Here is a 21,585-nt window from a genome sequence, read left to right as displayed (position 1 = left end):
TGGGGGAGAGTGTATGGTGCAATATTGTTAGGAAAAATAGCCTAAAAGATTCATCACTGTTATAAAATCAATAACAATATCCCGTTCGCGGTTTGAAATCCTTTATGCAAATAAACCTCTTTGAATCTATTCGAATTTTTATTGAAATTGTCGAGTCAGGCAGTCTTACCCAGGCTGCGGAGAATCTGCAGATCCATCGTCCGGCAGTCACCAAAGCGCTGCAGCTTCTGGAGCAACACAGCGGCACGCGGCTCCTGCAGCGCACAACGCGTCGGATTAGCCTGACGCCGGATGGGGAAGCGTTTTATCGCCGCAGCAAACCTCTGCTGGCACAGGCAGACGAATTACTGGAGGCGTTTGGTACGGACCGGGCAATACACGGTCAGCTGCGCGTGGATATGCCGGTCTCTTTTGCGACGCTGCGGGTGATACCCAATCTGCCTGATTTTTATCGTCAGCATCCTGAGATAGACATCATTCTGAGCAGCTCTGACCGCCGTCGGGATATGCTGCGGGATGGCCTGGACTGCGTGCTGCGGGTGGGCGAACTGGACGACGGCGACTATATCGCACGTAAAATCGGGGACATCAAAATCACGACCTGCGCCAGCCCGGCCTGGCTGGCAAAACACGGTACGCCAGAAACGCCGGATGATTTACGCAAGCATCAGGCCATCAACTGGATTAATACCAGAAGCAGACATATTCAGCCGTGGACGTTTACCACGCCAGAAGGCGTCGCGGAGATGACGTTGCCCGGTAAGCTCGTGGTGGATAACTCCGAGGCCTACATCGCGGCAGGCCTGGCCGGGCTCGGGGTAATGCAGGGGATGAATCTCTTTCTCCAGCCTTACATTAACCGCGGCCTGCTGGTTGAGGTCTTGCCAGCCTATCGCTCGCCGGACCGCAAGCTGTCACTGCTCTACCCACACCGTCATCTCTCCCGTAAGGTGCGGGTCTTTACCGAATGGCTGGAGAGTCTGGTGTGAAGACGGCCAGTTCATGGCATAAAGCCCCAATCTGCCCTACGGCATTGAGCAGTCGGGGCGTTGGTTCGTTTGCGCAGTTTAGCCGCAGAAAGTGCGTAAGTTCTGCGCCAGGAGAAAACAGGGGACCGGGGCTGACGCCAATTCCCAGCGCCAGCGCGCGACGATGCACCTCCAGCGCGTTGACCTGCTGAGGCAGTTCTACCCACAGCAGGAAACCGGCAGCGGGCACGTTAACGCGCGTACCGGGCGGAAAGCTCGCCTTGACCTGCGCCACGACGGCGCGAACGCCCTCTGCGATCCGGCGCTTCAGCCGCTTCAGATGGCGATCGTAGTCGCCGTTCGCCAGAACGTCGCTCGTCGCAGCTTCCAGCAGCGGCGCACCTGCCCAGTCTCCGGCCATGCGGGCCTGCAAGATATGCGTGTAATAGCGTCCGGCGGCGATCCAACCGATTCGCCACCCCGGCGCAAGCGTTTTAGACAGGGAGCTGCAGTAAATCACATTCCCGTTCTGGTCGAAGGCTTTGCAGGCCGGAGGGCGTTGCCCCTCGCCGACCAGGTCACCGTAAACATCGTCCTCAATCAGAGGAATCCCGGCCTCTTCAAGCAGGGCAACCAGTTCCTGCTTACGCGCGACGGGCATGCTGGCACCCAACGGGTTTTGCACGGTGGGTGAGGCCAGGACGGCAGCGGGGCGATGGCAGCGAATGGCGTCCGCCAGCGGTTCCAGCAGCAGGCCTTCCACAGGGTCGGTGGGGATCGCCAGGGCCTTCAGGCCTAAATCCTCCAGCAGCAGGAGCGTGCCGAAGTAGGCGGGCTGCTCAATCGCCACCACATCACCCGGCTGACAAACGGCACGCAGGGCCAGGCGCAGCGCCTGCGTCGCGCCTGCGGTGATAATAAGATCGTCCGCGCCGAAACGGGCTCCCCACTGTGCAGAACGCGCGGCAATCTTACTTCGCAAATCCCGCCTTCCCGGAGGCAGGCTGTAGCTCTGCCCATGCGCGTCCAGACGACGCCCCGCGGAGTGCAGCGCCCGCTGCAGCGCATCTCCTGGCAGCCACGCGGGATCGGGCAGGGCAGCACCCAGCGGGATCAGCCGGGCTTCTGCACTGCTGAACAGCGACCGGGCCACGGCGGACAGGGTGACGGGGACCGGGCCTGCCGGGGAACGCGCGGGCTCCGCACGCGGTGGCAGGCTGGTCTGGCGGATGTAATAACCCGAACGCGGGCGCGCAACGATCAGCCCTTCAGCCTCAAGGCAGCGAAGGGCCTCCAGCGCCGTCGGGAGGCTAACGCGCTCGCGCTCGGCGAGTTTACGCGCGGAGATCATCCTGTCACCGGCGCGCAGCGCGCCAGACGTAATGGTAAGACGCAGCATATCCGCAATTCGGCGATAGTGAGGAGAGGAGTGGGACGGGGCAGACATGGGTATCTGTTCAGGCTAATTTTCGATAAAACTGACTATACAGCCAATGATGCGCGCCATCTATAGTGTCCGCCATGTTCAGGACAAGGAGGCACTATGCACAGCGATAATTTCAATATTTCCACCTATTTCAAACGCATAAACTACACCGGACCGGCGGCTGCCGATACGGCCACCCTGCATGCGCTGATGCGCCATCAGCTCTTTTCCGTCCCCTTTGAGAATCTGGACGTGCAGGCGGGCAAAGTTGTCTCGCTGGAGCCAGACGAGATTGCCGATAAGGTGTTAACGCAGGGGCGCGGCGGCTACTGCTATGAGGTAAACGGGCTTTTTGCCATGGCGCTGGCGGCGTTAGGGATACCTTACCGCTTCGTGGCGGCGCGTCCGATGTTCTACCCTGCGCGGCGGCCGAAAACCCATATGGCGCTCATCGCTGAGGTAGATAGCCGACTGTGGCTTTGCGACCTCGGGTTTGGCAGCTACGGCATTCGTGCGCCGATGGCGCTGGACACGCTTGACGTAGATATCCCCCAGGATTTCGACACGTTTCGCCTGAGCCGCAGCGCGGAGGGTGAGTATTTGCTCGAGGCGAAGGTGGAAGGCGAATGGGCCCGGCAATACGGCTTCGATCTCACGCCTCAGGAGTGGATTGATTTCGTTCCGGCCAACTACCTGAACTCTACGCACCCGGATGCGATCTTTGTGCAGAAGCGGGTGGTGGTGCAGCACAGCCCGGAGGGCCGCCAGATTTTACTGGGCGATATGCTGAAAACCATCACCGCAAACGGCACTGAGACGCGGAAACTGGCGGAGGATGAAATTCGGCATGTCCTGAAGAACAGTTTTGCGCTGAAAGTCGCGTAAAACAGAAGGGGGCCTGTGCCCCCTGAAATGCAGGTATGGGTAGCGAAGGTTACTTCTTCTTATTCATCATCGCTTTTAAATCGGCAAACGGGTTAAACGTGGCGACGCCCACGTCTTTTTGCGCGTCTTCCCCGGCGACTACGGTGGTGCCGTACTGATCCGCTTCGGTGTATTTCGAATGCTCGTGATCGTGGCAAAACAGGCACAACAGCTCCCAGTTGCTGCCATCTTCCGGATTGTTGGTATGGTCGTGATCGATATGGTGAACCGTGAGTTCACGCAGATTGGAATAGACAAACTCGCGCGAGCAGCGTCCGCACACCCAGGGATAGATTTTTAATGCTTTTTCGCGATAGCCGCTTTCCAGCCGCGCGTAGTTTTTAGGGATCAGAGCCATTGCCGGTTTTACCTGCCATGAAAAAAGTGGGGGATATTATATCCCATTATGGGGCGGAATGACGAACCACGCTATTCTGTCAATTTATTTGATGCTTTCCGTTAAATAAACGGCATTTATTCTTACCGGGTAATGCGTAAAGTGGACAGAACGCAATGCATTATCAGGACACATGGTTATGAAAAAGATCGGGTTTTTATCCTTTGGTCACTGGACGCCTTCACCGCAGTCCGGCACGCGCTCGGCGGCCGATACGCTGCTGCAGTCCATCGATTTAGCCGTGGCGGCTGAAGAGCTGGGGGCAGACGGCGCCTATTTCCGCGTGCATCACTTCGCGCGACAGCTTAGCTCGCCGTTCCCACTGCTGGCCGCCATTGGCGCAAAAACGAAGACCATCGAAATCGGCACCGGCGTAATCGATATGCGCTATGAGAATCCGATGTACATGGCTGAAGATGCGGGTGCGGCGGACCTGATTTCCGGCGGTCGCCTGCAGTTGGGCATCAGCCGTGGCTCCCCGGAGCAGGTTATTGATGGCTGGCGTCATTTCGGCTATGTCCCGCAGGAAGGGGAAAACGAATCGGATATGGCGCGTCGTCATACCGAGGTGCTGCTTGAGGTGCTGCGTGGGGAAGGGTTTGCCAAACCGAACCCGCAGCCAATGTTCCCGAATCCGCCGGGGCTGCTGCGCCTGGAGCCTTATTCAGAAGAGCTGCGCGAGCGTATCTGGTGGGGTGCCGGTTCCAATGCGACGGCCGTGTGGGCAGCAAAACTGGGCATGAACCTGCAAAGTTCAACCCTGAAGGACGATGAAACCGGTGAGCCGTTCCATATTCAGCAGGCAAAACAGATCCGCGCGTACCGTCAGGCCTGGAAAGAGGCTGGGCATACGCGCGAGCCGCGCGTGTCGGTTAGCCGCAGTATTTTTGCGCTGATGGACGACCGTGACCGGATGTATTTCGGTGCCAGCCGTAACGACAGCGATAGCGTGGGGTATCTTGACGAGAAAACGCGCGCCATCTTCGGGCGCAGCTATGCCGCGGAGCCGGACAAGCTGGTTGAACAGCTGAAAAAGGACGAGGCGATTGCCGAGGCGGATACGCTCTTACTGACCGTACCGAACCAGCTGGGCGTGGATTATAATGCGCACGTGATTGAGTCTATTCTCAAACATGTCGCACCGGCAATGGGCTGGCGCGAGTAGTTCCGCTATCAGCCTTGAGATCGTAATGGAAAATCTGGCCCTCTGGTATCGCCGTTTTGGCGAGCCAGAATCTGTTCTGCAACCTGAAATCGCGCCGCCGGGCGCGCTTGCGCCGGGCCAGCTCCGCGTGCGGATGCTGTATTCCCCGGTCAACGCGTCCGATCTTATTCCCATCACCGGCGCCTATCGCCACAGAACCCCGTTACCGTCGGTAGCGGGGTATGAAGGTGTCGGGGTTGTCACCGAGGCGCCCGCCTCGTTTAAGCATCTGGTGGGCAAGCGCGTCCTGCCGCTGCGCGGTCAGGGCACCTGGCAGCGCTATGTGGATTGCCCGGCAGAGTATGCGATATCCGTTCCGGACGCTGTCGACGCACATCTGGCCGCGCGGGCCTATATCAACCCGCTGGCGGCGCAGATGATGCTGACCCGCTACCCGCCTCGTGGAAAGCGGGTCTTGCTCACGGCTGCCGGATCGGACTGCGCCATTCTGCTGGGGCAGTGGGCGCGTCAGGCGGGGGCGGAAGCGGTGTACGGAATTCACCGTTCTGCCGTGCATGCTGAACGGCTGGAGGCGATGGGCATCACGCCTGTCGCGCAGCATGACGCAAACAGAATCGGCACCGTCGCCGCCCGTAGCGATATCGTCTACGATGCCACCGGCGGGCCGCTTGCGGAAGCGATCCTCAGCGTCATGCCCGAGCAGGGCATGTTTGTCTGCTACGGGCTGCTGTCCGGGCAAACCTTCACACAGCGGCGGCCCGTGCCGCGCGTGGCGTGGTTCCATATCCGAAACGGTCTGGATGCGCTCGGCGCTGAGGCGTGGCGCGCGGAGTTCGATCGCATCTGGCTGACGTTGCCCGACAGTGAGTACAGCGATGTTAAGGTGTACCCGCTGGCGGATTGGCAGAAGGCGCTCAGCGCTTATCGTGAAGGAGGAAGGACCCGCAAGCCCCTCCTGTCGATGGCGGAATGACGGCTATTTATGGCTCATATCGCTCAGCAGCACGGCGATGCTTTGCCCGCCCGCCGTCTGCTCCAGGCTAATCTTGACGATGATGGTGAGCGGGACGGAGAGCAGCATCCCAACCGGCCCGAGCAGCCAGCCCCAGAATATCAGGGACAAAAAGACCACCAGCGTGGAGAGTCCCAGCCCTCGACCCATCATGCGTGGCTCAAGAATGTTACCGAACACCAGATTGATGACCAGGTATCCGGCCAGCAGGATCAGCGCGTCATAAAGCCCGCTGAAAACCAGCACCTGAAGAATAGGGGGGATCGCCGCCAGCACGGAGCCGATGTTGGGAATGTAGTTAAGCGCAAACGCCAGTAACCCCCAGACAAACGCAAAGCGAACGTCCAGCGCCAGAAGCATCACCCAGACGACAACGCCCGTCACCAGGCTAATGGCGGTTTTCAGCACCAGATAGCGGGAGACGCTGTCCAGCGCGCGCTGAATCGCCCCCATTCCTTCAACCGGACGGACCATTATCTGCTGCAGCTTTGCAGGAAGCTGCGGCACCTCCAGCAGCATAAACACCACCGTTAAGAACAGCAGGAAAATGGAGGTCATGGCATTGGAAAGCTGCGCCAGCAGGCTGGTGACGATCGTCATCGCCGCGTTGGGGTCGATATATTTCAGCAGTTCTTCAACCGAGACTTCGATACCCGCACGCTGCAGCCAGGGCTCCAGCTGCAGCAGCGGTATTGCCAGCGAAGAGCGGTATTTCGGCAGCGTTCGCGCCAGTTCATTGAGCGAGGTACCCAGATAAGCCACCAGCAGTACCATCGCCACGATAATGATGCTGATAAGCAGCGTGATGGCCAGCACGCGCGGAATGCGTAGCCGCGTCATGCGCTGTACCAGCGGGTTGAGGATCACCGCAATAAACAGGGCCAGAATAAAGGGCACAATAATGTCGGCGGCGAAGCGCACGCCCGTCAGTATGATCACCAGCATGCCCAGCATGATGACAATTTTTAACCCGTTCAGGGTAATGATGGGTTTAGCCATGGTGACTCCGAAATTTTCTTTATATTTATAATAAAGGTGAAAGGCATTGCAATAAACTAACCAAAATCAAACGGGATGGGTAAAGAATTGCAAAGACTTTGAGTAAAATCCTGGCTTATGGTACAAATTTGGTGTGTTTAACTACCGAGGACAATTTTCATCCGCAAAGACGAGAAGCAACAACGCGGATAATTGTAATTTTATGGACAATATGTTCAGGACGTACTCTTCAAACAATACTGCTGTATACTCCACCTCTTTCTGCCTGCTTTCTGGTGAGCAACACTGGCGCACCGCACTATAGTCATTTCTTCTGCCTGAGCTGGCGCTAAGCGCTTAGCTGTCTGATTTCAATTCGTATTTTTTGGTTTGCTGCACGCAGCGGGCCACGATGGATTATATTCTCAAGCAGGAGAAAAACATGTTTTACTGGATCCTATTAGCGCTGGCTATCGTCGCTGAAATTACCGGCACGCTGTCTATGAAATGGGCAAGCGTCAGCGATGGCAACACCGGTTTTATTTTGATGCTGGTAATGATTTCGCTTTCTTATATTTTCCTCTCGTTTGCGGTGAAAAAAATTGCGCTGGGCGTCGCGTATGCACTGTGGGAAGGGATCGGTATTTTGTTGATCACGCTGTTCAGCGTGCTGATATTTGACGAAACATTAACAACAATGAAGGTCGCCGGGTTAACGACGCTGGTCGCGGGTATTGTGCTGATTAAATCGGGCACCCGTAAACCTGCCAAACAGCAGAAGGAGCAGAACCATGCAACAGTTTGAGTGGGTTCATGCTGCCTGGCTGGGGTTCGCCATCGTGCTGGAAATTCTGGCGAACGTCCTGCTGAAATTCTCCGATGGTTTTCGCCGTAAACTCTACGGCCTGATGTCGATTGCCGCGGTTCTGGGGGCGTTCAGCGCGCTGTCCCAGGCGGTAAAAGGGATCGATCTTTCGGTGGCCTATGCGCTGTGGGGCGGTTTTGGTATCGCCGCCACGCTGGCCGCAGGCTGGGTGCTCTTCGGTCAGCGTTTAAATAACAAGGGCTGGATGGGACTCATCCTGCTGCTTGCAGGTATGATTATGATAAAACTTGCCTGACGTTCATAAAGCCATCCTTTACAGGCAGCGAAATTCGCTGCCTGTATTACGCTTAGAAAAGCAAAACCTTAAAGAGGATGGCTGATGTATCGCACATTAAGCTGGCGCAATATTCCCACCGCGAGAACGTTGTTTGCCATGGTCTTTATGGCGGGCATCGGCTTAATCATCTCCGTCGTCGCACTCCTCTATCTTTCCCTGCATCTTATCAGCACCAAAACCAATGAAATTGATGAACACCGCACGGCGCTTTCCGTACAGGGTGCCATTCAGACATCGGTTAACCGCGTCTCCTCGCTGGTGCTGGATAACGCCGTCTGGGACGATGCGGTGCGGGAGGCCTACCGTCCCACGCTCGATACCGACTGGCTGTATAACACCTGGGGCGCCGGCTTTAAAATCAACAACCTCTATGATGGCACCTTCGTGCTTGATGAGCATTTCAATGTCATCTGGGGATCGTATCAAAGTCAGCCATTTCAGGAGACGAATCTCGATTTTTTCGGTAAGGGGCTGAAAGCCCTTATTGCTCAGCACGCGCGCGCCCTATCAGGCGATAAAAATATCTATGCCGGGATCAGCAAAACGCGAAGCGGCGTCGCCTTTGTGGGTATTGGGCTGATTCGCCCGATGGTCGGAAGATTAAAGGTTACCGACGGAACGCGCCGCTATCTGGTGATCACCCGTCATCTGAACGCCAGGATCTTGTCCGAACTGGGGGCGACCTTTCAGATCGATAACCTTCACTTTACGCCGGAAAAAATTAACGAACTGAGTATGCCGCTGCGCAGTTCGGCAGGGGAGCTGCTGGGCTATCTTAACTGGCAGGCACGGCTTCCTGGGGCGCAGGCCGCCCGGGCGGCATCCTCTGATATCACGCAGATTGTTGTGCTGGCATCGGCCCTGATCCTGCTCTTTATTCTGGTGAGCAGCGTGGGGCTGTACAAGCTTGCGCGAGGAGAAAGCCAGGCGCGTCTGGTGGCGAGAACGGACTGGCTAAGCCATCTGCCGAACCGACGAGCGCTCATCGAAGCGCTGGATCGGGTGAGTTTGCGCGGGGATATCGACGTCAAAAGCGTGGTGTTTATCGATCTGGATGGTTTTAAAGACGTGAATGACATCTACGGCCACAGCGTCGGAGACGATCTCATCGTGGCGATTGCGAAAACGCTGAGTGAACGCGTGCCGCCGGGGGGAATGCTGGCGCGTATGGGCGGGGATGAGTTTGCCATGACCATCGGCGGTGATGATGCAGAGGCGCAGGCCACCGCCTTTGCCGTTTCGGTGCTGGATTTTCTCACCACCCCGATTCAGCTGGGGGAACGCACGATCCATATCGGGGCCAGTATCGGTATCGCCAGCGGAACTCTGATTGAATGCACCAGCTCCGAGCTGTTTCGCCGCGCCGATATTGCCATGTACCATGCCAAAATGAGCGGGAAAGGGCGTATCACCCACTACGACGCGGAGCTGAACAACGTCCGGGAACGCAAGCTGGCGATTGAAAATCAGATTCGTGACGGTCTGGAACGCGATGAGTTTGATGTCTGGTATCAGCCGATTATTGACGCCCACAGCCAGACAATGATCAGCGTCGAGGCGCTGGTCCGCTGGCCGCGTCGCCCTGACGGGCCGCTTGGGCCGGATATTTTTATCACCATCGCGGAGACCAGCGGTCTGATTTACAAGCTGGGCCAGTTTGTGTTGCAGCGGGCCTGCCAGGATCTGCAGCCGTACGGCGACTTAAAGCTCTCCGTTAATATCTCCCCCGCGCAGTTTCGCGATCCCGCCTTCGAAGACAAAGTGGCCAGCGTGCTGGAGACCACCCGTTTCCCGGCCCAACGACTGCAGCTTGAGGTCACGGAGTCCTATGTGCTGGAAAACCCGGAGCGTGCCCGCATGGCGATAGCCAATCTTAAAGCGTTGGGCACCGCGGTGGCGCTGGATGATTTTGGGACCGGCTATTCCAGCATTGGCTATTTGCGGCGTTTTAACTTCGACACCATCAAGATCGATAAATCCCTGGCCGGGCTGGTGGACCACGATGAACAGGCGGCCGCGCTGGTGAGCGGCACGGTGCGGATCGCCAATGCGCTGGGCATGGCTGTGGTGGCAGAAGGGGTGGAAACTGAGAAGCAAATGAAACTGCTGCGGCTGGCTGGCTGCGATCAACTGCAGGGTTTTTGGTTCAGCCAGCCGATGCCGATTGGGTCAATAAGAGCGTTACGAAAGGTCAGACGCTGCTGATTTACTGCTGCGCCAGCGCTTCCAGCTTGTCGCGAAAACCGGTCACGGACAAGGCCCGGTTATCTGCACGCCAGCGGTCTTTCGCTGCCGGTGCAGAGCTCTGGACACCAATCAACTGCCAGCCGTTATCTGTTTTCAGCATCAGCGGTGAGCCACTGTCACCCGGCAACGTATCGCACTGGTGCGAGAGTACGCTGGTTTGCGCCCAGCCCGTCACAATACAGTCGGAGTGCGTATAAAGCGTATCCAGATGATCGACAGGGTAGCCTGACTGCGTCACCTTTCGGTCGGCGGCCTTTAGCGCGGCGGTGAGTGCGTCTTTATCGCCGTCAAATAGCGGAAGCGGCGTAATGCCGGAAGGCGGGTAGCGTAAAACGATCAGGCCAAAGTCCCATGAGGCGGCTGCCGGTGGCACGATCCAGCCGTCACCATCCGGTTTCAGGCGTTTGCCGAGAGACGGATCGACCCGGCCTTCAATGCCGTGAATTTCATAGCGCCAGGTTCCTTTTTGCGACACAAACCGCAGGGCCACCGCTTTATCCGGCTTGCCGTTTGGCGGCGTTAACAAGCAGTGGCCTGCCGTCAGGGCAAGCTGAGGGGTGATCAACGTCGCAGTACATAAGTTACCGCTGGCGGTTTCCAGTTGACCTATAGCATCCCAGGGCGCCTGGGTGGGATCGGCGACGCGCGTGCGATCGTCATGACCGAAAAAAAGCGTCTTTAGCTCTTTCGCGCTAATGGTGTCATCACCGCCATCATCCGCATGTGAGAATCCAGAAAAAAGACCAAACGTTCCCAGTAACAACACAACAGATTTACGCATATCACACTCTGGTGGGGGTAATTATGATTATTAAAAGTGAACCCTATGAAAATACTATAGACGGGACAGCGCTAAAGTGGGAGTAAAATCAGCGTGCTACAATCAGGAAAGATAAAAATGGCTTGCGATGAGCGCGCATAAAATAAGCAGGATCAGAATCAGCTCAAACCGATAGCGTCGCAGCATACGCCCTCCGGATATAAAAAAACGGCGCGGAACCTGTCCGGTTCAGCGCCGGTTTACCAACGTGCCCCGAAGGGCACGGTTAAGCTTGTACTCTTACGCAGCTGGCTGTGCAGCTGGTTTAGCAGCTTCGTGTTTTACTGCTTTTTTGTGATGCTTTTTAGCAGCCTGAGCTTTCTGTTCTACAGCCGGTTTGGTCGCTTTTTTGTGGTGCTTTTTAGCGGCCTGTGCTTTCTGCTCTACAGCCGGTTTAGCGGCTTTTTTGTGGTGGTGCTTTTTAGCAGCCTGCGCTTTCTGTTCTACAGCCGGTTTAGCGGCTTTCTTGTGGTGCTTTTTGGCAGCCTGAGCTTTCTGCTCGGTTGGTGCTGCGGTTGCTGGTGCAGCGGCTTCTTTTTTCGCTGCAGCTTTGTGATGTTTCTTATGGTGAACCGCTTTTGCTGGCGCAGCGGTGGTGGTTGCAGCAGGTGCGGCAGCCGGTGCAGCAGTTGCGGTAGTGTCAGCAGCAAATGCAGCAGAAGACAGACCCATAGCAGCGGCAACAACCAGAGCTAATACTTTATTCATTCTCATACCCTCGAATTTGGTTTTTCATTTAACCCCACTGCGGGGCCGTTGAAATAACTATATCCCTGTAAATTCGAGGTTTCCGTGAGTGATTGGTATCGGCGTGTAACGGAATGTACAGAGGGGAGAAAAGTGTACGAACAGGTCAAACGCCGCTGCTCGTACAGGTCTCTGTTATCTTTTCAGGGTGGCCAGAATAGCCGCCGGAGACTGACTGCCTATAATCGACCGTGATTCAGGCTCAATGACCACCATTACCGGGGTGATGCTAATGCCCAAACGTTCTGCCAGAGCAGATTGCCGCGCGATCAGATCGGAGCACGCTGTCGTGGTGTCGTTATTCGGTAAAAATCCCGCCATCGCTTGTTGCAGACTTTTGACCTTATCGGTTGAACACCAGACGCGTCCCATATCTTCAATTACCGAGTCGCGAATGGCGCTGGGCGCAACGGTCAGAAACGACATCGTCAAGCCGGCATCCGTATATTGCTTAACGTTTTTCACAACATTGCTGCAGTAAATGCACTGATTATCAATAAACACCAGCAGCTTATATTTTTCAGCGGGAGCCTGAAACGTGATGGGCTGGAGGTCTGCAAGAGAGCGGGTAATATCGTTGAACGCGTCTTGCGGGGTATTATCCGTGGCTGCGAAAGCACTTAAACTGGTCGCACACAGAATCGCTAACATCGTTTTCATTATGCCTTTCATCATTGATCCCTTTATTTTTTCAATCCTGGCCTGATAGCAGTCTAATTGTGTCGGAAGGACACGCATTCATACACCCGGCGCAATCATGGCAACATGTGCTAAATCATATTCTTATTGAAAAGGGTGAGAAGAGTGCCGGAGCAGGCTCCGGCAGAGGGATTAAAGATAACGGGAGGTCAGATGTTCGCGGAAGTAACGGATATTCAGATCTTCGCCCGTCGCCTGGGTGATTAATTGCGACGTGCTGAAGCGGCTACCGTGCTGCCAGATGTTCTGACGCAGCCACTCAAAGAGTGCGGAAAAATCTCCTTCAGCGATGGAGTCCTGCAGACCTGGCAGTGCGGTGCTGGCGGCATGGAACAGCTGCGCGGCGTACATAGCGCCAAGCGTATATGACGGGAAGTAACCAAAACCGCCGTCGGTCCAGTGAATATCCTGCATACAGCCGTTGCGGTAGTTATCTTTGGTGGATAATCCGAGCCAGGCCTGCATTTTCTCGTCCCACAGGGCGGGAATATCGTCCACTTCGATCTCGCCGTTGATCAGCGCACGCTCAATCTCATAGCGCAGCACCACGTGTGCCGGGTAGCTCACTTCGTCCGCATCGACGCGGATATAGCCAGGCTTCACGCGCTGGTTCCAGGCAATGAAGTTCTCTTCGCTAAACGCCGCCTGGCTGCCAAAACGGGCGTGTACCGCAGGGAGAAGATGCCTGAGGAAGGCTTCACTGCGTCCCAGCTGCATTTCAAAGAACAGGCTCTGTGACTCATGGATCGCGGTTGAGCGCGCCAGGGCAATCGGCTGTCCTGCCCACGCGCGCGGCAGGTTCTGTTCGTAGCGGGCGTGTCCGGTTTCGTGGATCACGCCAAACAGCGCGCTGAGCAGTTCATCCTCGTCATAGCGCGTGGTAATGCGCACGTCTTCCGGGACGCCGCCGCAGAACGGGTGCGCGCTTACGTCAAGGCGACCGCCGTTAAAATCGAAGCCAAGCATCTTCATGGCTTCCAGGCCCAGCTCACGCTGGGTTGCCGTCGGGAAGGGGCCCTGCGGGGGAATAAACGACCGTTGAGCCTGTTTTTCCACCACCTTTGCCAGCAGGTCCGGTAGCCAGGACTTCATATCGCCGAACAGAACGTCCAGACGCGCGCTGGTCATGTCGGGTTCAAAAATGTCCAGCAGCGCGTCGTACGGCGTACAGCCTTTGGCTTCCGCCCGCAGGCGAGCCTCTTCGCGGCTGAGTTTGACCACCTCTTTCAGGTTGGCGGAAAAACCCTGCCAGTCGTTGGCGGGGCGCTGAGTACGCCAGGCGTGTTCACACCTGCTGCCCGCCAGGGATTTCGCTTCCACCAGCGATTCCGGCAGAAGGGTGGCCTGCTGGTAGTGGCGCGTCATTTCGCGCAGGTTGGCCTGTTCGACATCATTCAGATCTTCACCTGCCGCCGCCGCTAAGAGGTCGCCGACTTTTTTATCGGTCAGGATCTGGTGTTGCAGGACGCTCATCTCCGCGAGTGCTTCACCGCGCGCGGCGCTGCCGCCCGGCGGCATCATGGTGAACATGTCCCAGCTGGCGATGGAGGAGAGGTGCGAGAAGCGGGAGAGGCGCTGGAAGGTTTTCACAAGTGACTGATAGGCTGATATTTTTTGCAATTCTTATTTCCTCATGCCGGGGATGTGTTTCAGGGAGCATACAATGAAACCGACCAAATTCCCCAACATTTCCCACGCGGAGGAAATCTGTGTCGATTTCCTCCGTTGAAACCGTCCCCGGCATTCCGGGAGACGGTTTTCGGTGGGCACTTAGTCCTTATCACGCATAACCTGTTGCAGGATCGCCAGCGCCTGAGTGAACTGGGCATCCGGAATGGTCAGCGGATAGAGGAAGCGGATCACGTTGCCGTACTGGCCGCAGATCAATAATAGCAGGCCCCGGGCGAGCGCCTTTTGCTGGATCGCCTGCGCGATGGCGGCCGAAGGCGCGCGGCTTTCGGGATCAAAAAACTCCGCCGCAATCATCGATCCTCTTCCCCTTATCGCCACGAGCGCAGGGAAGCTGCCCTGAATCTCCTCCAGCGTGGTTTTCAGCCGATCGCCCAGATGACGGGCGCGCGCGCACAGCGACTCGTTGTCGATAATATTCAGCACCGCGTGCGCGGCGGCCACCGCAAGCGGGTTGCCTGCATAGGTCCCCCCCAGACCGCCGGGAGCCGGCGCGTCCATGATTTCGGCGCGGCCCACCACGCCGGACAGCGGCATTCCGCCTGCCAGGCTTTTAGCCATCGTCATCAGGTCGGGTTTGTCCGCGTAGTGTTCCATGGCAAACAGCTTACCCGTTCGGGCGAAGCCGCTCTGCACTTCGTCGGCAATCATCACGATCCCGTGCTCATCACAGATACGGCGGATGGCGGCCACCAGCTCTGGCGGGGCGACGTTGAATCCGCCTTCACCCTGAATGGGTTCAAAAATAATCGCCGCTACCTGTTTCGCCTCAATATCCGCTTTGAAAAGGCGTTCTATCGCCGTGATGGCATCCTGCGTCGTGATGCCGTGCAGCTCGGAGGGATACGGCACGTGATAAACCGACCCCGGGAAGGGGCCAAATCCCAGCTTGTAAGGCGCGACCTTGCCGGTTAACGCCATGGTCATATAGGTTCGGCCGTGAAAGCCTCCCCCGAAGGCAATCACACCCGGTCTGCCGGTGTGGGCCCGGGCGATTTTAATGGCATTTTCCACCGCTTCCGCGCCCGTTGTGAAGAACGCCGTCTTGGCCGGGCTCTGCACCGGGGCCAGCTCGTTAAGTTTTTCGGCTAATGAAACGTAGCTTTCATACGGCACAATCTGATAGGCCGTGTGGGTGAACTGGTGAAGCTGTTTTTCTACTGCGGCCACCAGTTCAGGATGACGATGGCCGGTATTCAGTACCGCGATCCCGGCGGCGAAATCAATGTAGTCGTTGCCTTCCACGTCGGTAAGCGTGGCATTCTCCGCCGTGCGGGCAAAGAAATCACACATTACGCCTACGCCGCGCGGGGTGGCAGAAAGTCTGCGCTGATGAAATTCCTGGTTACTCATGTCAGATACCCTTTTGTCGAAACGATCATACGCCAAGACGATCGCGCAGGCTGTAATACGCCGCGCCCATCGCCGTGAATGGAATCCGCAGGCTGCGACCGCCCGGGAAGGGGTAGTGCGGGAGTTTGGCAAACGCGTCAAAGCGCTCAGCGTCACCGCGCAATAGTTCTGAGATCAGCCGTCCGGCCAGGTGAGTGCAGGTCACGCCGTGGCCGCTGTAGCCCTGCATGTAATAGATGTTTTTATCCAGACGACCAAACTGCGGCATACGCGACAGGGTCAGCAGGAAGTTGCCCGTCCAGCGGTAGTCGATTTTGACGCCTGCCAGCTGAGGGAAGGTTTGCAGCAGCTTTGGCATCACCAGGCGCTCGACATCGTCCGGATCGCGTGCGCCATAGACTACGCCACCACCGTACAGCAGGCGATTGTCGGCGGTGAGACGGTAGTAATCCAGCAGGTAGTTGCAATCTTCCACGCAGTAGTTGTTGGGGATCAGCGTGCGGACGACCTCTTCCGGCAGCGGGGCGGTGGTCACCACCTGGGTGCCGCATGGCATGCTGCGTTTTGCCAGTTCAGGTTCTATCTTATCGCCCAGATAGGCATTGCCGGCGACGATCACGTAGCGGGCCGTCACCTGGCCATGCTGCGTGCTCACCACGGCCGGGCTGGTGTGCTGAATGGCTGTCACAGGGGACTGTTCATACACCCGCCCGCCGTTCAGGCGAATGGCGTCCGCTTCGCCGATCGCCAGGTTCAGCGGATGAATATGCCCCCCGCTGCGGTCCAGCAGCGCGCCGGTATAGCGCTCGCTGTCTACCTCCCGGCGGATGGCGCTGGCGTCCAGCAGCTCCAGCTGCGTGTTGCCGTAGCGTTCCCAGTTCGCCTTTTGCTCCTCCAGCGTCTCCATCTGCTTATGGTTTAACGCCACAAACAGCCCGCCGGGACGATAGTCGCACTGGATCTGATAGCGCTGGATACGCTCCCGAATGATATCCCCGCCTTCAAACATCATGCTCCCGAGCATTCTGGCGGCATCGGGACCGTAGTTTTTCTCGATCACATCGATATCGCGGCTGTAGGAGTTAACCAGCTGGCCGCCGTTGCGTCCGCTGGCGCCGAAGCCGATGCGCGCCCCTTCAAGGAGCACCACGTCGTAGCCCATTTCGGCGAGATGCAGCGCGGAGGAGAGGCCGGTATAGCCGCCGCCCACCACGCACACGTCACAGCTGATGGACTCGTTAAGCGTCGGGAAGGGTTCGTAAGCATTCGCGCTGGCCGCGTAGTAGCTGGTGGTATGTTCGGTCATGATTGAGGCTCCAGGGCAATCCAGATGGTTTTCAGTTCGGTAAATTTTTCCAGCGCGTGCAGGGACTTATCGCGACCGTTGCCGCTCTGCTTATAGCCGCCAAAGGGAACGGTCATATCACCGTCGTTATAGTTATTGACGAAGACCGAACCGGCCTTCAGGCGGCGGCTCATGCGGTGCGCGCGGGAGAGATCGCGGGTCCATACCGCCGCGCCAAGCCCGTATTCACTGTCGTTGGCCAGCGTTAAGGCTTCCTCTTCGGTTTTAAAACGGGTGACGACCAGCACCGGCCCGAAAATCTCTTCCCGGCACAGCGGGGAGTCAGGCTCGATGTCGACAAAAATGGTTGGACCGACTGCGGAAGGCCATGATTGTTCCCGCCCGTCCAGCAGAAGCGTGCCTTTCCGGGTTCCCTCGCGAATGAACGTGCGGACGGTATCGGCGTGCGCAGCGTCGATGAGCATTCCCATCGTGCTGTCGGGGTCGAGCGGATCTCCCGGCTGCCAGTGCCGAGCCTGCGCTTTTAGCTTTGCCAGGAAGTCATCGGCGATGCTGTCTTCGAGCAGCAGGCGGGTACCGGCGATACAGACTTGTCCCTGGTTATAAAAAATCCCGGCGGCGGTCGCGCTCACGGCCTTGTCCAGGTCCGGACAGTCGGCAAAGATAATGTTGGCACTCTTGCCGCCTGCCTCCAGCCAGACGCGCTTCATGTTGCTTTCACCCGCGTCCTTCAACAGCTGCTTGCCGGTACGGGTAGAGCCGGTAAACGTCAGCACCTCAACCTCCGGATGCAGCGCCAGCGCCTGGCCCGCTTCGTGGCCGTAACCGCTTATCACATTCAGCACGCCATCCGGCAGGCCCGCCTCTTTCGCCAGCCCGGCCAGCCGCAGGGCGGAGAGCGGCGATTTCTCCGACGGTTTCAGTACCACGCTGTTGCCCGCGATCAGCGCCGGGCCCAGCTTCCAGCAGGCCAGCAGCAGCGGGAAGTTCCAGGGGACGATGGCCGCAACAACCCCGATGGGCTCGCGCACGATCATCGCCAGCTCGCCCGGACCCGTAGGCGCTACTTCGCCGTAGACTTTATCCGCCGCTTCGGCGTACCAGCGAATGGCGCGCGCCGCGCCGGGAATATCGTCGCGCAGGCTGTGGCGGATGGGTTTACCGGTGTCCAGCGTTTCCAGTAAGGCCAGCTCTTCACTATGGCGTTCCATCAAATCGGCGAGCGTATTTAGCACGGCCTTGCGCTGCGCCGGAGACGCCTGTGACCAGTCACCGCGCTCAAATACCTCACGCGCGGCCTGAACTGCACGGTCCACGTCCGCCTGCTTGCCCCTGGCCACGTTCGCCAGCGTCTGCCGGGTAGCGGGGTTGACGGTTTCAAACGTGGCATTATCGGCGGCGTCACAATAGGCACCGTTAATAAATAACCGGGCCTCAATGGCGCTGTTTTTTACTTTATCCTGCCAGTAAGTCAGGTGCTTAAAATGCATATTCACTCCTTTCTTTCGCAATCAGATAAATAAAGGCATGGCCGTTTCAGGCAATACGAAGCCGTGGGGCATCCCGGGAATTAACCCGTTAAATGCCGACATCGATCGTTTTTATTTGTCCCGGCGTAAGCGTGCTTACGCCGGGACTGAGTGGTAATTAGAACGTGGTGGGGGTGTGGGCACTGATAATGCGGCAGATGCCTGCCGAGGTGTTGCTGAAGCTGTGCGGTATGCCGGTATTGATGGCATAGCTTTGCCCCGCAACAAGGTGATAAGGCTGGCCATTAATGGTCAGCACTATTTCACCTTCCAGTATCGTACCGATCTCCTCACCCTGATGTTTGATCCTCTCTCCGGTCGTGGTTCCAGGCTGGTAAGTTTCAAAAATCATCGCCAGCGTACGGTTCGGATTTCCGTTATGAACCAGCTTCATCGAAACCCCCTGACTGCCTATTTCGATAAGGTCTTCCTGATTAATAACCACCTGCGGTTCATCAGGTTTTTCCGGTTCCGAAAAGAATTCCGAGAGCGACAGCCCATAGACTTTCAGCAGCTTTTGCAGCGTACTGATGGCAGGACTAACTTTATCCTGCTCAATGGTGCTGATGGCACTGTGTGTTAACCCAGACAGTTCGGCGGCACGCCGCTGCGAGAGACCCAGCTGCTGGCGGATCTCTGACAGACGTTTCCCTGGCGCCAGTCCGTCATCGCTCATAGTTGCATTTCCTTTACGATAGTGGTCAAAGCCGTTGCTTCTCGGCAACGTGGCTTTGACAGGCGGTGATAAAACCTTCAAACAACATGCGTGACAGGGCGTACTCGCTGCTGTTCCATTCGGGGTGCCATTGCACGCCGAGGGCAAAAGGATGGTCATGAACGCTAACCGCTTCGACCAGTCCGTCCGTCGAGCGGGCCTCCACGCGGAGCCGTGGTCCTAACGTTCGTGCGCCTTGCCCGTGTAACGAGTTTACCCAAAATTTGTTACAGCCTGGTATTAATTGAGACAGCAGTCCTCCTTCCTGAACCTGAACTTCATGAGAAGGGGCGTATTGTAGCTCAACCGGCAGTTCAGCATCCTCCCGATGTTCAAGCAGGTCGTTCTGCTCGAACAGGCGGCGATACAGCGTTCCTCCCGTCGCAACAACCAGCTCCTGCAGCCCCCGGCAGATGGCGAAAATGGGGATGCGCCTTTCGAGCGCGGCGGCAATCAGCGCCATACTCAGAAGATCTCGCCCGGGATCGGCGTTAGGCTCATCGCCGTTTTCACCATAAAGGTGCGGCTGCACGTTACTTGGGCTGCCCGGCAGGTAAATCCCGTCCAGGGTTGGCAGCAGAGCGGTCATTAGCTCTGGCTCTGCCAGCGCATGCGGTAAGGCGATAGGTAAGCCCCCCGCGTTAATAACGGCATTCAGGTATTTTTCTTGCAGGGTTTGGGTCTCATGACCCTTAAGCCTGTTTCTACACATCACCACGCCAATAACTGGCTTGTTCATTATATTTTCCATGATCGCCCTCACAAAGTGGACTAAATTTAGGCCATTCTCACCTCTGAAACGGCCTTTTCGTTCAATATTTTCTCAATCTAGCAACGGGATCTGCCTTTTGCAAACTTAATTTAACATTTGACAAACAATTTGTTTGCATACAGATTCGATAGAGTGGACATTATATTTGACAGTCCTGAGCAGCGAACGCAAAACCCAAAAACGGTGGTAAATCATGGAAACCAATATCGTAGAAGTTGAGAACTTTGTGCAGCACACGGATGAGAGGCGGGGCAGCGCCTTTACGCAGGAAGTGAAGCGCTATTTAGAAAAGTATCCTGACACCCAGTTTATTGACGTCCTCCTGACCGACCTGAACGGCTGTTTTCGCGGCAAGCGCATCCCGGTTGCCGGACTCAGCAAGCTTGAAAAAGGCTGCTATTTCCCGGCATCGGTTTTCGCCATGGACATTTTGGGTAACGTAGTGGAAGAGGCGGGCCTGGGGCAGGAGCTCGGCGAGCCGGACTGCATCTGCGTGCCGGTACCGGGCACCCTGACACCGTCCGCCGCCGACCCGGAATATATTGGTCAGGTGCAGCTCACCATGGTCGATGAAGATGGCGCTCCCTTTGACGTTGAGCCGCGGAACGTACTCAACCGACTCTGGCAGCAGCTGCGCCAGCGCGGTCTGTTCCCCGTGGTAGCGGTAGAGCTGGAGTTCTATTTACTTGACCGTAAACGCGATGCCGAAGGCTATCTGCAGCCCCCCTGCGCGCCGGGCACCGACGTGCGTAACACGCAGAGTCAAGTCTACTCGGTTGATAACCTGAACCACTTTGCTGACGTGCTGAACGATATTGACGAGCTGGCGCAGCTGCAGCTGATCCCTGCCGACGGGGCAGTGGCCGAGGCCTCCCCGGGCCAGTTTGAGATTAACCTGCACCATACGGAAAACGTGCTTGATGCCTGCGATGATGCGCTGGCGCTAAAACGTCTCGTCAGGCAGATGGCGGAAAAACATAAGATGCACGCCACGTTTATGGCAAAGCCGTATGAAGAGCACGCGGGCAGCGGGATGCATATCCACATTAGCATGCAAAACAACCGAGGCGAAAACGTGCTCGCAGACGCCAGCGGCGAGGATTCCGCGCTGCTGAAACGCGCGCTGGCCGGGATGATCGATCTGATGCCGGCGTCCATGGCGCTGCTGGCACCGAACGTCAACTCCTACCGCCGTTTCCAGCCGGGAATGTACGTGCCGACGCAGGCGTCATGGGGACACAATAATCGCACGGTTGCCCTGCGTATCCCCTGCGGAGATCGCCATAACCATCGGGTCGAGTACCGGGTGGCGGGAGCAGACGCGAATCCATATCTGGTGATGGCGGCGATTTTTGCCGGCATTCTACATGGGCTGGATAACGATTTACCCCTGCAGGAAGAAGTTGAAGGCAATGGTCTGGAGCAGGACGGGCTGCCTTTCCCGATCCGTCAGAGCGATGCGCTGTGGGAATTTATGCAAAACGATCATCTTCGCGAGCGGCTGGGCGAGCGTTTCTGCCACGTCTATCACGCCTGCAAAAATGATGAATTGCTGCAGTTTGAACGGCTGATCACCGAAACTGAAATCGAGTGGATGCTGAAAAACGCCTGATAACGTGCCCCGGTAAGGGGCCGCTTTGTTTCATCGCATATGTATCACCCAACGGCCTGCGCG

General features: G+C 57.1%; 22 protein-coding genes. 9 read left to right on the top strand and 13 right to left on the bottom strand.

Annotation, left to right across the window (positions count from 1 at the left end; genetic code table 11):
* Nucleotides 1–104 precede the first annotated feature (104 nt).
* On the top strand, nucleotides 105–989 hold the full coding sequence (locus tag RVY89_RS08855) for a LysR family transcriptional regulator (protein WP_484827569.1): 885 nt from the start codon (nucleotides 105–107) through the stop codon (nucleotides 987–989).
* On the opposite strand, the gene RVY89_RS08850 is transcribed toward RVY89_RS08855, so the two are convergent.
* Nucleotides 961–2,415 carry an aminotransferase-like domain-containing protein gene (locus RVY89_RS08850; RefSeq protein ID WP_484827568.1) on the bottom strand — a complete coding sequence of 485 codons (1,455 nt, stop codon included), beginning with the start codon at nucleotides 2,413–2,415 and terminating at the stop codon, nucleotides 961–963. The two genes, RVY89_RS08855 and RVY89_RS08850, sit on opposite strands and share 29 nt — an antisense overlap.
* 96 nt (nucleotides 2,416–2,511) lie before the next feature.
* Between RVY89_RS08850 and RVY89_RS08845 the strand changes: the two genes are divergently transcribed.
* The gene (locus RVY89_RS08845; RefSeq protein WP_484827567.1) at nucleotides 2,512–3,279 is read left to right on the top strand and encodes an arylamine N-acetyltransferase family protein; all 768 of its coding nucleotides are present in this window, start codon (nucleotides 2,512–2,514) and stop codon (nucleotides 3,277–3,279) included.
* Nucleotides 3,280–3,328: 49 nt separating this feature from the next.
* Here RVY89_RS08845 and yajD read toward each other — a convergent pair whose 3' ends face one another.
* Entirely contained in the window at nucleotides 3,329–3,676 is a 348-nt protein-coding gene (gene yajD, locus RVY89_RS08840) for an HNH nuclease YajD (protein ID WP_006808895.1), read from the bottom strand.
* A gap of 178 nt (nucleotides 3,677–3,854) precedes the next feature.
* On the opposite strand from yajD, the gene RVY89_RS08835 reads away from it, so the two are divergent.
* Nucleotides 3,855–4,880, top strand: a complete 1,026-nt coding sequence (locus RVY89_RS08835) for an LLM class flavin-dependent oxidoreductase (RefSeq protein ID WP_484827566.1) — start codon at nucleotides 3,855–3,857, stop codon at nucleotides 4,878–4,880.
* A gap of 25 nt (nucleotides 4,881–4,905) precedes the next feature.
* Nucleotides 4,906–5,853, top strand: coding sequence for a zinc-dependent alcohol dehydrogenase family protein (locus tag RVY89_RS08830; RefSeq protein WP_484827922.1), 948 nt, complete (start codon nucleotides 4,906–4,908; stop codon nucleotides 5,851–5,853).
* 3 nt (nucleotides 5,854–5,856) lie between these two features.
* Here the strand turns inward: RVY89_RS08830 and RVY89_RS08825 are convergent, their stop codons facing one another.
* The gene (locus tag RVY89_RS08825) at nucleotides 5,857–6,891 is read right to left on the bottom strand and encodes an AI-2E family transporter (RefSeq protein WP_484827565.1); all 1,035 of its coding nucleotides are present in this window, start codon (nucleotides 6,889–6,891) and stop codon (nucleotides 5,857–5,859) included.
* 133 nt (nucleotides 6,892–7,024) lie between these two features.
* Between RVY89_RS08825 and RVY89_RS08820 the strand changes: the two genes are divergently transcribed.
* The 4 genes from RVY89_RS08820 to RVY89_RS08805 all read left to right on the top strand — a co-directional run bounded on the left by RVY89_RS08820 (nucleotide 7,025) and on the right by RVY89_RS08805 (nucleotide 10,238).
* Nucleotides 7,025–7,195 (top strand): protein YdgV, encoded by a 171-nt coding sequence (locus RVY89_RS08820; protein WP_085930315.1) that lies wholly within the window; start codon nucleotides 7,025–7,027, stop codon nucleotides 7,193–7,195.
* Nucleotides 7,196–7,312: 117 nt separating this feature from the next.
* Nucleotides 7,313–7,675, top strand: a complete 363-nt coding sequence (mdtJ, locus tag RVY89_RS08815) for a multidrug/spermidine efflux SMR transporter subunit MdtJ (protein WP_484827564.1) — start codon at nucleotides 7,313–7,315, stop codon at nucleotides 7,673–7,675.
* Complete coding sequence (gene mdtI, locus RVY89_RS08810) at nucleotides 7,662–7,991, top strand: multidrug/spermidine efflux SMR transporter subunit MdtI (RefSeq protein WP_008502462.1); 330 nt, start codon at nucleotides 7,662–7,664, stop codon at nucleotides 7,989–7,991. Before mdtJ ends, mdtI begins: the two co-directional genes overlap by 14 nt.
* Nucleotides 7,992–8,075: 84 nt before the next feature.
* Nucleotides 8,076–10,238 carry a bifunctional diguanylate cyclase/phosphodiesterase gene (locus tag RVY89_RS08805; RefSeq protein WP_484827563.1) on the top strand — a complete coding sequence of 721 codons (2,163 nt, stop codon included), beginning with the start codon at nucleotides 8,076–8,078 and terminating at the stop codon, nucleotides 10,236–10,238.
* 1 nt (nucleotide 10,239) lies between these two features.
* Here RVY89_RS08805 and RVY89_RS08800 read toward each other — a convergent pair whose 3' ends face one another.
* From RVY89_RS08800 to puuD, 10 genes are all read right to left on the bottom strand, one after another.
* The gene (locus RVY89_RS08800) at nucleotides 10,240–11,061 is read right to left on the bottom strand and encodes a trypsin-like serine peptidase (protein ID WP_045910375.1); all 822 of its coding nucleotides are present in this window, start codon (nucleotides 11,059–11,061) and stop codon (nucleotides 10,240–10,242) included.
* Between the two features lie 102 nt (nucleotides 11,062–11,163).
* Nucleotides 11,164–11,247 (bottom strand): small membrane protein YdgU, encoded by an 84-nt coding sequence (ydgU, locus tag RVY89_RS08795; protein WP_021241182.1) that lies wholly within the window; start codon nucleotides 11,245–11,247, stop codon nucleotides 11,164–11,166.
* Nucleotides 11,248–11,340: 93 nt separating this feature from the next.
* Nucleotides 11,341–11,808 (bottom strand): acid resistance repetitive basic protein Asr, encoded by a 468-nt coding sequence (asr, locus tag RVY89_RS08790; RefSeq protein ID WP_371897579.1) that lies wholly within the window; start codon nucleotides 11,806–11,808, stop codon nucleotides 11,341–11,343.
* Between the two features lie 174 nt (nucleotides 11,809–11,982).
* A complete protein-coding gene (locus tag RVY89_RS08785) occupies nucleotides 11,983–12,522 on the bottom strand; it encodes a thioredoxin fold domain-containing protein (RefSeq protein ID WP_484827921.1) in 540 nt (179 codons plus the stop codon).
* A gap of 156 nt (nucleotides 12,523–12,678) precedes the next feature.
* Nucleotides 12,679–14,166: a carboxypeptidase M32 gene (locus tag RVY89_RS08780; RefSeq protein ID WP_484827562.1), complete on the bottom strand. Its 1,488-nt coding sequence runs from the start codon at nucleotides 14,164–14,166 to the stop codon at nucleotides 12,679–12,681.
* A 150-nt stretch (nucleotides 14,167–14,316) separates the two neighbouring features.
* Nucleotides 14,317–15,588, bottom strand: coding sequence for a 4-aminobutyrate transaminase (gene puuE, locus RVY89_RS08775; RefSeq protein ID WP_484827561.1), 1,272 nt, complete (start codon nucleotides 15,586–15,588; stop codon nucleotides 14,317–14,319).
* A 25-nt stretch (nucleotides 15,589–15,613) separates the two neighbouring features.
* Nucleotides 15,614–16,894: an NAD(P)/FAD-dependent oxidoreductase gene (locus RVY89_RS08770; protein WP_484827560.1), complete on the bottom strand. Its 1,281-nt coding sequence runs from the start codon at nucleotides 16,892–16,894 to the stop codon at nucleotides 15,614–15,616.
* Nucleotides 16,891–18,384: an aldehyde dehydrogenase PuuC gene (puuC, locus tag RVY89_RS08765; RefSeq protein ID WP_484827559.1), complete on the bottom strand. Its 1,494-nt coding sequence runs from the start codon at nucleotides 18,382–18,384 to the stop codon at nucleotides 16,891–16,893. The genes RVY89_RS08770 and puuC overlap by 4 nt, the downstream gene beginning before the upstream one ends.
* Before the next feature lie 157 nt (nucleotides 18,385–18,541).
* The gene (puuR, locus tag RVY89_RS08760) at nucleotides 18,542–19,099 is read right to left on the bottom strand and encodes an HTH-type transcriptional regulator PuuR (protein ID WP_013096835.1); all 558 of its coding nucleotides are present in this window, start codon (nucleotides 19,097–19,099) and stop codon (nucleotides 18,542–18,544) included.
* A 25-nt stretch (nucleotides 19,100–19,124) separates the two neighbouring features.
* Entirely contained in the window at nucleotides 19,125–19,889 is a 765-nt protein-coding gene (puuD, locus tag RVY89_RS08755; protein WP_063143032.1) for a gamma-glutamyl-gamma-aminobutyrate hydrolase, read from the bottom strand.
* A 214-nt stretch (nucleotides 19,890–20,103) separates the two neighbouring features.
* Between puuD and RVY89_RS08750 the strand changes: the two genes are divergently transcribed.
* Nucleotides 20,104–21,522, top strand: coding sequence for a glutamine synthetase family protein (locus RVY89_RS08750; RefSeq protein WP_029739362.1), 1,419 nt, complete (start codon nucleotides 20,104–20,106; stop codon nucleotides 21,520–21,522).
* Nucleotides 21,523–21,585: the final 63 nt, after the last annotated feature.

The sequence above is a fragment of the Enterobacter sp. 3U4 genome (genome assembly GCF_057224565.1).
Note: the sequence above shows the minus strand (reverse complement) of the source record. Positions and strands in the feature narration are given on the sequence as shown.

Excerpts from the sequence above, each read along its gene's own strand:
- RVY89_RS08855 (WP_484827569.1), top strand. The coding sequence starts at position 105 with ATGCAAATAAACCTCTTTGAATCTATTCGAATTTTTATTGAAATTGTC.
- RVY89_RS08850 (WP_484827568.1), bottom strand. The coding sequence starts at position 2,415 with ATGTCTGCCCCGTCCCACTCCTCTCCTCACTATCGCCGAATTGCGGAT.
- RVY89_RS08845 (WP_484827567.1), top strand. The coding sequence starts at position 2,512 with ATGCACAGCGATAATTTCAATATTTCCACCTATTTCAAACGCATAAAC.
- yajD (WP_006808895.1), bottom strand. The coding sequence starts at position 3,676 with ATGGCTCTGATCCCTAAAAACTACGCGCGGCTGGAAAGCGGCTATCGC.
- RVY89_RS08835 (WP_484827566.1), top strand. The coding sequence starts at position 3,855 with ATGAAAAAGATCGGGTTTTTATCCTTTGGTCACTGGACGCCTTCACCG.
- RVY89_RS08830 (WP_484827922.1), top strand. The coding sequence starts at position 4,906 with ATGGAAAATCTGGCCCTCTGGTATCGCCGTTTTGGCGAGCCAGAATCT.
- RVY89_RS08825 (WP_484827565.1), bottom strand. The coding sequence starts at position 6,891 with ATGGCTAAACCCATCATTACCCTGAACGGGTTAAAAATTGTCATCATG.
- mdtJ (WP_484827564.1), top strand. The coding sequence starts at position 7,313 with ATGTTTTACTGGATCCTATTAGCGCTGGCTATCGTCGCTGAAATTACC.
- mdtI (WP_008502462.1), top strand. The coding sequence starts at position 7,662 with ATGCAACAGTTTGAGTGGGTTCATGCTGCCTGGCTGGGGTTCGCCATC.
- RVY89_RS08805 (WP_484827563.1), top strand. The coding sequence starts at position 8,076 with ATGTATCGCACATTAAGCTGGCGCAATATTCCCACCGCGAGAACGTTG.
- RVY89_RS08800 (WP_045910375.1), bottom strand. The coding sequence starts at position 11,061 with ATGCGTAAATCTGTTGTGTTGTTACTGGGAACGTTTGGTCTTTTTTCT.
- ydgU (WP_021241182.1), bottom strand. The coding sequence starts at position 11,247 with ATGCTGCGACGCTATCGGTTTGAGCTGATTCTGATCCTGCTTATTTTA.
- asr (WP_371897579.1), bottom strand. The coding sequence starts at position 11,808 with ATGAATAAAGTATTAGCTCTGGTTGTTGCCGCTGCTATGGGTCTGTCT.
- RVY89_RS08785 (WP_484827921.1), bottom strand. The coding sequence starts at position 12,522 with ATGATGAAAGGCATAATGAAAACGATGTTAGCGATTCTGTGTGCGACC.
- puuE (WP_484827561.1), bottom strand. The coding sequence starts at position 15,588 with ATGAGTAACCAGGAATTTCATCAGCGCAGACTTTCTGCCACCCCGCGC.
- RVY89_RS08770 (WP_484827560.1), bottom strand. The coding sequence starts at position 16,894 with ATGACCGAACATACCACCAGCTACTACGCGGCCAGCGCGAATGCTTAC.
- puuC (WP_484827559.1), bottom strand. The coding sequence starts at position 18,384 with ATGCATTTTAAGCACCTGACTTACTGGCAGGATAAAGTAAAAAACAGC.
- puuR (WP_013096835.1), bottom strand. The coding sequence starts at position 19,099 with ATGAGCGATGACGGACTGGCGCCAGGGAAACGTCTGTCAGAGATCCGC.
- puuD (WP_063143032.1), bottom strand. The coding sequence starts at position 19,889 with ATGGAAAATATAATGAACAAGCCAGTTATTGGCGTGGTGATGTGTAGA.
- RVY89_RS08750 (WP_029739362.1), top strand. The coding sequence starts at position 20,104 with ATGGAAACCAATATCGTAGAAGTTGAGAACTTTGTGCAGCACACGGAT.